General features: G+C 39.9%; 6 protein-coding genes. All 6 read right to left on the reverse strand.

The annotated features are described in order from the left end of the window. Positions 1–4: 4 nt before the first annotated feature. Positions 5–5,731 (reverse strand): hypothetical protein, encoded by a 5,727-nt coding sequence (locus FEZ08_RS03850; protein ID WP_138190395.1) that lies wholly within the window; start codon positions 5,729–5,731, stop codon positions 5–7. A 559-nt stretch (positions 5,732–6,290) separates the two neighbouring features. After that, positions 6,291–7,526 (reverse strand): RodZ family helix-turn-helix domain-containing protein, encoded by a 1,236-nt coding sequence (locus FEZ08_RS03855; protein WP_138190396.1) that lies wholly within the window; start codon positions 7,524–7,526, stop codon positions 6,291–6,293. Between the two features lie 138 nt (positions 7,527–7,664). Further along, on the reverse strand, positions 7,665–8,180 hold the full coding sequence (locus FEZ08_RS03860; protein WP_138190397.1) for a GNAT family N-acetyltransferase: 516 nt from the start codon (positions 8,178–8,180) through the stop codon (positions 7,665–7,667). Between the two features lie 87 nt (positions 8,181–8,267). After that, a complete protein-coding gene (locus FEZ08_RS03865; protein WP_138190398.1) occupies positions 8,268–9,563 on the reverse strand; it encodes a DUF2599 domain-containing protein in 1,296 nt (431 codons plus the stop codon). A gap of 162 nt (positions 9,564–9,725) precedes the next feature. Then, entirely contained in the window at positions 9,726–11,105 is a 1,380-nt protein-coding gene (locus tag FEZ08_RS03870; RefSeq protein ID WP_199288008.1) for a cation:dicarboxylate symporter family transporter, read from the reverse strand. A 151-nt stretch (positions 11,106–11,256) separates the two neighbouring features. Further along, the gene (gene mutS, locus FEZ08_RS03875) at positions 11,257–13,854 is read right to left on the reverse strand and encodes a DNA mismatch repair protein MutS (RefSeq protein WP_138190400.1); all 2,598 of its coding nucleotides are present in this window, start codon (positions 13,852–13,854) and stop codon (positions 11,257–11,259) included. Between the last annotated feature and the right edge of the window lie 42 nt (positions 13,855–13,896).

A 13,896-nucleotide genomic window follows, 5' to 3' on the forward strand; every position in this document is an offset into this window, starting at 1 on the left:
CTTTCTAATCTAAAGTAATAACATCCAGGCTCTGCCCAGTTTTATTATCAATAATTATCAATTTAGTGCCTTCGGTAGTTCCGTTAACTACAATTCCCTCACTCAATTTCGCCTTAGGTGCTTGAACGGTTTCACTGAAGTTCGCACCAAACAGACTTTGAATCTGTTCAATAACTGATAAGTCAGTTCTTTCAGCTGTAATCGTGAGTTCACTATCTGCACCATTTAATGCCGGTGACTCAATACGAATTGTGCCATCATCATTATTGCTTGCGTAAACAACATTTAATTGGTTGTCATATTGTGCCTGGGCAACAATATTCTTTTGTCCATCAACAATATTTACTGCATAAGCGACAGATGGTTCTTCAAGATTCATGGCAACTTCAGCTAAGTCTTCTTTTGCAACCTCACGTTGCTCCAAAACTTCACTTTGGTCATTTAAAAGTACAACTTGATAACTGTCATCTGTTAACTCACTAGTATCGGTATTCATCGTTAGCACTGCATTATTTCGCTGCAACGACATCAATGAGCGTGCTGCATTAGTATGATAAACAGCAATAGAAGTTGACTCATATGTTCTGGTTTCCATAGTATCCGGAATATAATATTCGACAACGAATTTCGTAAAGTAAATACCTTCCGGCTGTCCGCTTAAATTAAAATTCGAGCTGACAGTTGCCGGGTAAGACCCGGGAACTGTCACCGGATTAGTTGTTACTAAAATCTTTTCCTCAGTAGATGTACCATAGTCCTTCCAGTAATAAAGCTCCATTTTAATATTTCTTATCTGACTGGAACCTTGGTTCAGACCACCAACATTTGTCGTTGCCGTTTTGTTGCTGCTGTCGTAAATCATAACTGGTGAATTTGCTTTTACATATTCATCCAAAGTAGTAACTGTTTGTCTCGGTATCCATGCACGTACACCGTTGCCATCAAGATTATCGTATTGTGAAACGATTTCAAAAGTATATGTCGTTTTAGGACTCAAGCCAGTAAATTCTTTTGACCATGAATCACTGGTTTTGGAACTGCTGAATGAACCACTTTCAATAATTGTCCCATTTGCATCTTTTAAGCGATATGAGAACTGTTTTGGCATAGCACAAGTTAAATATCCATTTGGATCATTGAAAGTAAACTGAAATGACGCCGAATTTGTCGAAAAGGCAGTGTTTAACAAGGTATATGACATTGTTGGCGGCGTAACCGTTACTTTATTAACATTGGCTAAGAATCTTGGTGCCTGAGGCAAGCTGGTATTCATATACGCTGCTACAATATAGGTTTTTGAAGTTGAGCCATTAGTACGATACTGCTGAATACTATTTTCAAACATAGCCATACTGAAAGTTGTCCCCATATTAGAATATGTAGTTACCGGCGTTTTTGCTGATAACTGGCTATCCATAGCTATTAAGTCACTTGGTGTATAGGTAATACCGGTATCTTCATACCAAACATACTCAATATCGGTTAATACGTTACTTTCATCAGTATAATTAACACTCGCACTCGTAGTTCTTGATCCACAACTAAGTACCCAAGTATAACCGGTAGAATTCATTACCGGCATTGAGCGCTCAGTACGAACGGTTTCGTTATAGAAAATTTCTTCAACTGGACCATCACCTGCTAATAAATCATAAGTCCCAACAATGCGGATTTCATATTCCACATCAGGTGACAGACCTGATAAAGTCACACCGTTTACCGGAAAATTATTTATCTGCACTGAAGTAACCGGCGTGGTTCCGCCCGGCAGATAAGCTTCTAGATATAATTTATTGCCATTACTGTCAACCTTCACTAAAGTTTTATCAACATCAGTTCCGCTAATATCTAGTTTTACACTCTTATCATACACTTGCAGATTAGTCCCGCTGATAACCGGTTTATTCAATGCCGGAGTTACCATTGCGTGTTCCTCACTTATAGAAGTTTGAGCAACACTATAAAACATCACTTTAGTTGCAGCATCGAGGGTTGTCGTTGCACCAGTTGTAAAATCAATATAGCGATTATTAATCTGGGCAACATAAGCACCATTGCTTTGACGAATGAAGTTAAACACGCCGGCAACTTCACTGCTATCAACAAGCTGTGGTGTAATATTCATATATTTACCAGTTGCAGCATTTTGCAACTTAACTCCGGTAATGTTACCATTTGCCGGATTGTAAGTACCGCCGCTTACTTGATAGACTGCACTTTGCAACAAACTGCTGTTCATCGCAACCTTACCGCCTGTACTTGCTACATATTTAGTATAATCATCGCTGCTAATATAAAAGCTGCCACTGAAATTATTAAAGTCAAAATAGTTTTCAACATAATGCAATGTTGTTTTCGATGTTAAATCATAGCTGTTATCCATCCAGATATCATCCAACGGCAAACTCATACTCACCGCATTAAAGCTATTGGCACCACTCTGTATTTGCTGATAAGAACTAACAGCTGCATCTTTTTTAAACAACTCATATTCAGAAAGTAAAGTATATTGTGCCGTACTGCTACCAGCACTGAAAGTACTAACCATTGCCTTATCGTTATATGTCAACACACTGCTAAGTGATGGCGTCAATTGAGTATCAGCTGCAAGATATGCTTGTGTAAAGGTTGCATGAGTCGGAGCATCCGTATCAACGATGCGATAATCACCTTCAGTAACGAGTGTCTGCAAACTATTCGTTACCGGAATTGAAAGCACCGTATCACCAACTGCTACCGGATAAGAACTGCCATTACTCTTTACTACCATAGAATTGTTATAAATTGTTGATTCCGGATCAGAAACCCGAACTAAAACCGAAACCTCGGTTGCGGTTTTAGTCAAAAACATATACTCAGCCTTAGGGCTCTCTTTTTCTACCCGAATCGAATCTGAAAACAGACTAAAACTATGCTCATTATAATTATCATTCCATACGACTACAGCTTCAACAACATATTCATATCCGCGGCCAAGTTCTGCATTGAGCAAATTAAATACTGCATAATCAGAAATCGAACTACCATTAACAGTTATTGTTTTTAATACTGTCGCTCTATCATCAGCACGATAAATATTATAGATAATCTTATTTGCTGCAACATCAACATCAGTGATTGCACCGCCAGTCGCACTATTTGAAGCTAAAGCTCCAAGCTCTGCGGCATCCGCATCATAATTAAGCAATACCTGATCAGCTATCGGCTGTCGCTTTAAAGTTTTAAAGCTCAATTCACCAACAATCGGTATGTTGTTATTACCGGCATCACGAACCTCAATAACTTTTACTTTATAATCCGTATTTGGTGATAATCCCGGTAGATTATAAGCAGCTCCCAAACTGCTTACTAAAGATGGAATATCATCATCCAGAACAATTGGCTCACCGATGGCAGTTAAACCATCAGCTGCGTACACCTGCAATTTTGCTTGGCGCAATTGTAAATCATCAATCGCGACATCAGCAACTGAAAACTGAACATTCACATCAGCAGAGTCAAGATGAGACGCAGTTAAAGTAATCGTTGCATTCAAAGTTGCTACTTTTGTTGTCCGCATCTCAGCTGAGGTTGCAATGATTTGGTCAACCATATCCGGACTATCGCCGCCAAGAGAATATGAAGTGCGGATTACCGCTTTATAACTAGTTAAGCTCTTTAACTCAGTAAACTCAACGCTGCCAGCTTTCGTTGCTGATGACAACACGCTGTCCGGTATACGAATAGTTTGAACCGGGTTACCAACAATATTTCCAGCGCCATCAACATTATATATTTGCAAAACCGGATAATTCCAGACATTTGAAATAATCGTGTCGTCGACATCGAATATTTCATAATTTACCCGAATCCAGCTCGCTCCAGCCTCGTCAAGCTGGATAACTCCGCTTGGCGCTTGCTTGATACCGATAATAATAGAGTTCGATGGTTCGGTCACTAATTCAAAATCTTTTTCACCATCATTACCAATAACATAGCCGACGACAATATACTCGCCTTCCACCATATTTTCGGTACGATAAACTTGCACTGAAGAATACTTTTGGCTGCCGCTCATTGTTGCACTGGCATATTCGGTTGCTTCACGTCCCAAAGCCTCATACTCGGCTTTTAGGTAACTTACATAACGAATACTCGTTATTGCTTCATCAGGGTCAGTAATTGATTTAGCAACGATACTTAGTAAATTACTGGCACCATCATATTTAATCTCAAGATCCTTCACTTCCGGTAACTGTTTCAAAGTTGAAGCAACCAGGTACCAGCTGCTGCTAGTTAAATTTTGACCGTTAATGATTAATTGGTTCATTTCAACGATGTAACTCTCATTTGAATTTAAACCAGAAAGGGTTACTTCGGTACTACCGCTAGCTTTTAAGTCATTCACATTTACACTCACCGTTTGTGGTGTTGAACTTAGACCAGAGTTTGTCCGATATTGTAAAACCAGTTGTTCTAAACCATTAGGAATGGTATCGGCTGAAAGTTTAATTGTCAGTGAGTCAGCGGTTCTGCCAACAACCTCACCATTTAATTGTAATGCCTCCGTATATAACGTTTTTCGATAGAAGGTTACTGCCTGTTGTTTATTTTCAGCATTGGTATATGAACCGCTAACCACTAGTTCATATTTTTTCAGATAATCTAATGCTGTAAAATCAAAATCAACATGCTCATTTTTATAATCTAGATCTTTTTGCGCGATTAAATTGCCGCTCTCATCATACAATTCTGCTGAAAGCTTGGTAAGGCGACTGTTAGTATCAATAATCGATGCTTGTCCATAAATAGCATTTTCAGTTGTTTTTGCTTGAACCGAAACAACCGGTACAATAAAATTCTGCATATTGCTTGCTTCATTAATCGTTTCAATAAGATCATTTATTTTATCAACATCATCTTGACTTGCTTGTTCTTGACTGTTAGTATCAGCGTTTGAACTTCCGCTATCATTATTAGTATTATTATTTGAGGATTTATTATTATTTTCAGTTGTTTTATTTTCACTACTTAACGGCTCACGAACCTGAGCATCATCATCCAATTCAACTTTAATAGCACGTAAATCAATTGATTCATTAGCATCATCACAAACTAACATTTCTGAGCTTAACTCAAAACGACAGCGATTATTTTCCATACTAATGTACATTTGTTCGCTGACCGTTTCATCATATGACTGTTCATGATAAAGCCGTACCATCTTATTCTCATCAACAGCAACTAAAATATTATCGCCCAGTTGTTTAGAATATCCATTATCATTAGTTAATGAAACCCGGTCTAAAATAAGATAGCGACCTTCGGCGAGTTTAACAATTGTCCCTTGAGGAACTTGATGCAACACTTCCCCGGCTGCATTCTCAATTGAATAACCAATTTGCGGATTACCATTATAGTATGACTTCGTCGGAACCTCATCTAATTGGTTCTTATTAACAATGACCACACTTTTATTAAGCGTCTGCATTTTACCGTCTTCTAAAAACAAAGTTTTAGCAGCATCAATATTTGCAACCTTGTTGCCATCAATCAGTACTGCTTTATTATCTAAACTTAGAGGATTATACTCAGCTTTTGCAGCAAAAACAACGGCTTCCCCATTTTCATCATAGGTATAGCCGGCATCATTTACAATATAGTAGCTATTATAATTCAATAATACTGAAACTCCGATCAAGGTACTGATAACAACCAAACCGGCAACTACCGCCAATAATATCTTACGCATTGACTCTTCTCCTTTGTATGTCATTGTTAGAAAATTCTTAGTCATCAACAACAAAGTAGTCAAATTATAAAACGGAAGTTATAATACCATACATTTAAGTATACAAGAAAAAATCCCCCATATTTTATATTGCTATTTGTTGCAATCTAAATTCATACCAGTAATAATAAAATATCATTACAAATGCTTTCACTGCCATCGCCGAATAATCAATGATTCCCCCTCATCATTTATATGGAATACCGCAGTAAGTTATTTTCTACTATAGCACAACAAAAAATACGTGGGGGGAATATATGTTCATTGTGCTATAGTAAAAAGAAAACTTAAATTTTTCTCCCAATCAAGCTTTCATTTAGCGATTTAATTCTATCGAACCCCACCCGCCAATTCAATGTTTTTTCCGTGAACTTTTTTGATGATTCGTACACAGAAAATACATAAAACTGCATTTCTCTTTATGTCTACTGACCTTTTAGACGAAAGAAAAAGCGGCATCTTCAGAAAAGATGCCGCTTTCATCCGCTCCGATTTTTAAAATCGAAGCGGATTTTTTCAATTATTGATATACAATTACATAACCTTTTTCTTCTAAATACTTCTTCGCAGCATCAAGATTATCCGGATATGTTTTCAATGAATAATTTATATATTCATCATAACCATCTTGTAATTTCCCGTCTTTTGCGGTGATGCCGGTAACTGAAACAACAATACTGCCGCTATCGCTGCCGGTAATATAATATGGTGATGGTACACTCATTTTATAGTCATAAAGCATAACTGCAGTTCCGCAGTTTTCTAAAAGTGAATTTACTTGATTAGGGTTGCATAATGACTCGTTGCCTGGTTTATATGCAACAGCAACTAATTTAGTATCAACTGTCAAATCAATATCTTCACCAAATTGGCTTTGACCTAAATTTTTGAAGTGCTTAGTTGCTTCTTCTTTTAAATCGTTGATCGGTTCATCGCTGAACGCCATAATTTTGTCTTTTTCCGGAACGTCTTCCCATGTAGCTGGAATCTCAGCTAAATCTTCAACACTGATAGTAAGCGTAGTTTGCGTTGGCGTAAAACCAAATTGGTCGAATGCTGGATCTTCAGGATCAACAGTGATAGTTACTACATCACCATTTTTCAAATTGTAGTCATTATCAATACTAAAGTAAAGTGCATCCATTAATTCATTAATGTTTTTATCATCAGTGTAATTGTTGATTTCTTCATCAACGCTTGCACCACCGCTGACACCAACAATTTCGAAATCAGCATAATCAAACGGATTAATCTCCGTACGTGCCATTGATAAAAATAACACTACACCAACAATTGCAGCTAAAATTATCGCACCGACAACACCTAAAATGATAAACAATGGCGCCTTACTCTTTTTCGGCGGCTGATTGTTCATCCCCATTCCCGGCTGTTGCCCACCAACCGGTGGCTGATTATCTGCTGGCGGTACACTACCGTTGCCACCATTCGCCGGAGTCGGCTGCACTGGTTCCACCGGTGTTACCGGCTCGCTAGCAGCAGGTTGAACTGGTTCAGCAGCAGCCGAAGCTGGCTGTTCAACTGCCGGCGTTGCCGGTTCAGTTGGCGTCTGCGGTGTTGGTTCAACCGGAGCGTTACTGGTTGCTTCACCTTGCATAATTACCGGACCAATCGGTGTATCAACAACAACTTGCCCCTCATTTACCGAATCAACAGTAGCAGTTGAATCAGCGCTATTTTGTTCTGGTGTAACTGCAGTTACATCCTCATTTCCATTCATAGGATTTTTTGTTCCCATACTATACCCTCTTTTCAACTTAGATATCTCTATTATGTCATAATTTGCCAACAATGTGAATGAAATATTTTGATTATTCACAAAATCCACATAATGAAGAAAAAGGAGTCGTTCTTGTTAACGACTCCTTTTCCTGTTTTATAAAACCAACTCGTAAGTATAATAATTTCCCAGTTCCTTTTTATGGCCTAAAATTATTGGCGCTCCTTGTACATAACCGCACTTCTTAAACACACCTGCCATTGAAGCATTACCATGATGCGTATCAGTATGAATTGCAGTTGCCCCTTGAGCAATCGCATAGTCCTTAACCGCACCAAGTAAACGTTGAGCGAGTCCCATGCCATGCATATTAGGATCAACAACAATACGATGAACAATTAAAATCGGATCTGTTTCACATTGCCAGTTCACCGTATAATATTCCTTATGCGGTGTGTAATCAACGGCTGCAAATCCAGCCAAAACACCATCGCAATAAACACCTAGTAACTGTTGCTTGGCAATATCATTACTCATAACCTCAACATTAGGATAGGTCTCATCCCACTGCTTGCTGCCACCAGCTTGCATCCAGGCAACTGCTGACTTAACCATCTCCATGACTGCCGCCAGTTCATCTTCTTGTACCCAATCAATTTTCACTTCTGCCATATACTACACCTCGTTTTTTTCATTATAGGCAATTTTTTCTTAAGCGTCAACATGAAAACCCGCACCCGGAATCGGGTGCGGGTTTTGCTATTTCATCAGCTTTCTGCCAACAAACCAAGAACAGCTGCCGACAGTCAACAGCATCATGCCAATTGAAGCCGATAACAGCATATCCTGCCCGGTAATCGGTAAGGTGCTAGTATTGCCTGTTTCCTCAGTACTTGTAGCAGTTCCGGCAATTGTTACCGTCACTGATACCGGTGCGGCACTTCCGCCAAGGGTGTCGGTAGCATGCAATACCACCTTATACGTTCCGGTTACTGAAAAATCGATTGCAGCAAAATTTGAAGTCAGAGGACTTCCATCATCAACACTTACGCCTAAGTCAGCATAGAATTCTGTTTCGGACTTTATCGTGCCAAGCGGATATTCTAGCACTGAACTTTGCACGCTGATTACCGGCACTCCTTTTAGAGTTACCTGCACATAAACCGGTGTTGATACATTTCCAGAAGTATCAACAGCAGTTATTGAGACTTGATAGGTTCCCGGCGTTTGCAAGTCAACTGCGGTTGCAAAATCAGAACTAATAATTGCATCTGCTTCGTTGCTTGACGCATTCAATTCAGCTAAGAACGTTGCCGCGTCGGGAACTGCAGCAATTGAATAATTGCGCGTCGTATTGGCAACCGCCAATACCGGTGCGACCGTGTCCTCAACGGTCACCAGCACCGGGGCGCTGGTTGCATTTGCAGCACTAATCCATACTTGGTAGTCACCAACTGTGTCAGTATCCAACCCACTCATATCCGCAGTCATTGTAACCCCATTTAGTACTGAAGCCTGAACATTAGTTAGTAGTTCATTTTCTGATAGCGTTGTGCCTTTTTCAAGTGTAATTGCCGGATGAGCCACAACTAAATTATTATTGCTGGGATTGCACTGTGCCATCACCATTTCCATCTGCCCGACCTGTGGCCGGAAAGGCTCAATATTCCATGGCAGTTTACCGGCACCGGCAAATACCGCATGGCAAATATATTGATCTTTTAAAGCTGCTTCATTATAGAAACGAATATCTTCACCAAATTTAGCGATAACTTCAGCAAAAGCCGCATCATAATCAGTTGTCGTGATACCGCACGCAGTCGGCGTCAAACTTAAAGAAATTTCCCGACCGCGAATCAACCACTCAGCACTGGCAATGTATTCGTCACAACTACTAGTAGCTTTCAGATTATTCTTTGCTGCTAAAATTTCATCAATAGACTCACTATTTACTTCCTGACTGTTTGCTTCGCTTGCTGCAAACACACTAAAATTCGGCATCAGCATTCCAGTTATAACAACCAAAACACTAAAACCAATCATTAACTTTTTCATAGATTCACTCCTATTTTTTGCTTTCAAATAATAGTAGCAAACCAGTAAATTGAATTCAATGTATATTCAGTGAATATTTCGTATTTTATGTGTATTCTTAAAATTAAAAAAATGAGCCGGCAGCTTACCTGCCGGCTCATTCAATTTTCTCAAAAAGTAAGATTACGCTTCTGCGCCTACTTCATTATCTTTTTGTTTATTTGGCTCATTGAATTTTTCTTGATCCATTAAGCCCATTGATTTATCAACAACAGTTGAAATGACCATTGCACCATTTACATTCACCATTGTACGTCCCATATCAATAATTGGGTCAATTGGCCAGATAAGTGCAACCGGTGCGAATGGTAAGCCTAAACCGCCAAGTACAACTGTTGCCGCAATTGAAGCAGTTCCCGGAATGCCGGCAATCCCAAATGATCCGATAACAATAACAACCAGCATCAAGAAGATAAATGGTAAATCAATAGCAACACCGCTCATGTTAGCAATCATAACTGCCAATACTGCCGGGAATAATCCGGCACATGCATTCATCCCCATGGTTGAACCAAGGCTTGCCGAAAAGTTCGCTACTCCAGTGCTTACACCCATACGGTCTTCTAAAGTTTCAATTGTGACTGGTAAAGTACCAAAACTTGAACTTGAAGTAAATGCTACCAATAAAGCTGGCGCTGCATTTAAAACAAATTTAACCGGATTGATACCGCGGCTGATTAAAATAATCATATGCACGGCAAACAATAATACCAAACCAATAAGCATAACTACAAAGTAAGTAGCAATTTCCTGGAATGTACTAAATCCTTGAGTAGCAGCTAAATTGAACATCAAAGCAAATACACCATAAGGAATTAATTGAATAATCATACCGGTTAAACGAGTCATAATTTTAAATCCGGCAGTAATTAGTGTTTTGACCGGAGCAATTAACTCTGGATATTTTTTATCAACTTTATTTGTTGCAATACCAATGAATGCTGCAAAAATAACCACGGCAATAACATTACCTTCAGCCATAGCGGCAATCGGATTACGAGGCAATAAGCCAATAATAGTGTCCACAATACCTTTGTACTCTTTACCAGCCCATCCTTCTGTTCCAACCGGTAAAGTCATACCTGAACCAAGGTTGAACGCCATCGCTAGACCAATACCGATAAGTGCTGCAACAGCAACTGTAATTACAAATAAACTTACTGTGCGAATCGTCATTTTCCCCAAATTCGCTTGTTCTTTTTGATTAACAATTACATTTAATATAGCAATAAATACTAACGGTACAACTAACATGCGAAGAAGTGCTATAAAGCCATCTCCGATAAGCGTTGTAACCTGAGTCACTTGCGAGGTAATGAGCGCTGACGTATCTGCACTATACCCACTAAACATCACTTGATAAATAATTCCCGCTGCCAAACCAATCAAGGTTGAAATAACAACCCGCCAAGCAAAGGCAATATTCTTTTTAAACTTCACATTCAGTACAATAATTCCAGCAAATAATACAAGTATAATTGCTATCCATACAATACTTTCCATTGCGATAACTCCAAACATCGGACATCATCACTCCTCTTAAAAAATTCTTTCTTGTTCAGTATAAAGGAATTTTATCTTGATATCAAGCTATTTGCTTTTTTATTTGTGAGAATTAAAAAAAGTCCCGGTCAAGCCAGGACTTTTTACACTTTTATTTCAACTTGCCTAACACCGAACCAAGCGCATTTAAAGCATCAAGCGGCGTTAGTTGATTAATATCCAAACCGGCAAGTTCATCAAGAACTGCCTGAGTATCGGCATCAATTGCAGTCACTGTCACCGTTTCATTCTCCGGCGCGGCAAACAAATCAAGCTGCTTGCTGTCACCACGTTGGGCTTCGAGCGAGCCTAAAATTGTTTGCGCCCGCTGAATCACTTCGTTCGGCAAGTGCGCTAACTGCGCCACATGCACCCCATAACTACGATCAACACTGCCATCTTTCACTTTGTGCAAGAATACCAATTGATCATTTTCTTCAATCGCACTGACGTGCACATTGTGCAGTCTTGGCAGCTGCTCTTCGAGCACCGTCAACTCATGATAATGCGTCGAAAATAATGTCTTTGCGCCAATATGATGATGAATATACTCCAAAATCGATTGTGCTAAAGCCATACCATCATAAGTTGCCGTTCCGCGGCCAATCTCATCAAATAAAATCAAACTCTTCTTAGTCGCATGCTTCAACGCCATATTTACTTCCATCATTTCAACCATGAAAGTACTTTGACCGCTGAATAAATCATCACTGGCACCAATACGAGTAAAAATGCTCTCAAAAATCGGTAGTTCAGCTTTCGTAGCTGGTACAAAGCAACCAATCTGATTCATAATTACAATATCAGCTAATTGGCGCATATAAGTACTCTTACCGGCCATATTCGGTCCGGTAATCAGAAGAATATCGGTGGTGTTATTCATCTTGCAATCATTCGCTACATATTCAGCATCTTCCATAACCCGCTCAACAACCGGATGACGGCCATCGACAATTGCCAGCTCATGACCATCAATAATATCAGCACGAACATAATTGTACATCTCACTCACAGTTGCAAATGAAGCCAGCACATCAACAGTCGCAATACTATCCGCGGCCTGTTGCAATTTCTGCGTATACCCCTTTACCTGCTGCCGAATTGCCACAAAAATCTCATACTCAAGCAAACTCATACGCTCCTCAGCACCGAGAATCAAACTCTCCTTCTCCTTCAGTTCCGGAGTAATATAACGCTCCGCATTCGCCAAAGTCTGTTTGCGGTCATAGTGACTGATTAAATCCTCATCAATATTTGCAAGCGCCGCCTTGGTCGCTTCCAAATAGTAACCAAAAACGCGGTTATAACCAATCTTTAAGGTCTTGATACCGGTTCGCACCCGCTCCGCGGCCTCAAGCTCAGCAAGCCAAGTCTTCCCATTCTTACGCGCATCACGCAACTGATCAAGTTCATCATTAAAACCATCGGCAATAATACCGCCATCCTTGATTCCCGGTGGCGGATTATCAACAATTCCTTGTTCAAGCGTTGCTAACAACTCATCAAAAGTATCAATCCCGTTTGCTAAATCATGCGCACGATTATATGGTAAACGCAAAATCAATTCACGAATAACCGGCAACTGGCGCAAAGACTGACGCAACTGCGCTAACTCTTTACCGCTGGCATTTTCATAAACAATCCGCCCTAAAAGCCGCTCAAGGTCATAAACAAACTTAAGCGATTCCTTAATTTCTTCTTTAATAAAATATTCGCTCTGTAAACATGCTACGAAGTCATGACGATGCTCAATCTCCGCTTTATCAATAAGCGGTCGCTCCAGCCACTTCTTCAACATCCGACCGCCCATAGCCGTCTTCGTCTGGTCAAGCAGCCATAACAACGACCCGGTCTTAGCATTTCCGCGCAACGTCTTGGTCAGCTCAAGTGCTGCCTGTGAATGCGCGTCCATCTGTAAATAAGAATCCGTTTCATAAATTGCTGCTTGCTGAATATGCTCAAGACTCCGCTTCTGCGTCCGCTCCAAATAATTCAGCAACCGCGCTAACGTCAATTGACCGCGAACATCACTGACTTGCTGCATCTTCGCACGCATCTCTTTACTAACTTCACTGCTTTCCTCAACCGACAATACAATATTATATTGTTCACGTAAACGACGATAAAAATCGTTTTGCAATAACTCCGGCGCTACAATTAATTCCCGCACCCCTAAAGTAATAATTTGGTTATAAATATGAATATCCTCTAAAGGCAACGCCATCAGGCCAAGCTCCCCGGTAGTTAAATCACAAAAACCAAGCATCAGTTGATCTGGATAAACTGAAACAGTACCAATATAATTATTCTCTTTCTCGGAAAGCCCGTTGCTTTCCATAATCGTTCCCGGAGTTACCACCTGCACCACTTCGCGGCGCACAATTCCCTTGCCCGCCGTCGGCTCCTCAACTTGCTCAACAATAGCTACCTTGTAGCCACCAGCTACCAAGCGTTCAATATAATTATTGGCAGCATGATATGGCACACCGCACATTGGCACCCGATCTTTGCTACCTGCATCACGACCAGTCAAGGCAATTTCTAAAATACGGCTGGCATCAAGGGCATCATCAAAAAACATTTCATAAAAATCACCAAGCCGGAAAAATACAAAACTATCCAAGTTCTCTCTTTTAATCGAAATATATTGTTGCATCATTGGCGTGTAGTCATTTATATCTATTTTCAGTATTATTGGATCTGGATTCATTTACTTTCCCGCTTCCCGTAATCTTTTTTATTTTATTCTGCT

The organism is Culicoidibacter larvae, from assembly GCF_005771635.1.
Classification (GTDB): domain Bacteria; phylum Bacillota_I; class Bacilli_A; order Culicoidibacterales; family Culicoidibacteraceae; genus Culicoidibacter; species Culicoidibacter larvae.

Excerpts from the sequence above, each read along its gene's own strand:
- FEZ08_RS03850 (WP_138190395.1), bottom strand. The coding sequence starts at position 5,731 with ATGCGTAAGATATTATTGGCGGTAGTTGCCGGTTTGGTTGTTATCAGT.
- FEZ08_RS03855 (WP_138190396.1), bottom strand. The coding sequence starts at position 7,526 with ATGGGAACAAAAAATCCTATGAATGGAAATGAGGATGTAACTGCAGTT.
- FEZ08_RS03860 (WP_138190397.1), bottom strand. The coding sequence starts at position 8,180 with ATGGCAGAAGTGAAAATTGATTGGGTACAAGAAGATGAACTGGCGGCA.
- FEZ08_RS03865 (WP_138190398.1), bottom strand. The coding sequence starts at position 9,563 with ATGAAAAAGTTAATGATTGGTTTTAGTGTTTTGGTTGTTATAACTGGA.
- FEZ08_RS03870 (WP_199288008.1), bottom strand. The coding sequence starts at position 11,105 with ATGGAAAGTATTGTATGGATAGCAATTATACTTGTATTATTTGCTGGA.
- mutS (WP_138190400.1), bottom strand. The coding sequence starts at position 13,854 with ATGAATCCAGATCCAATAATACTGAAAATAGATATAAATGACTACACG.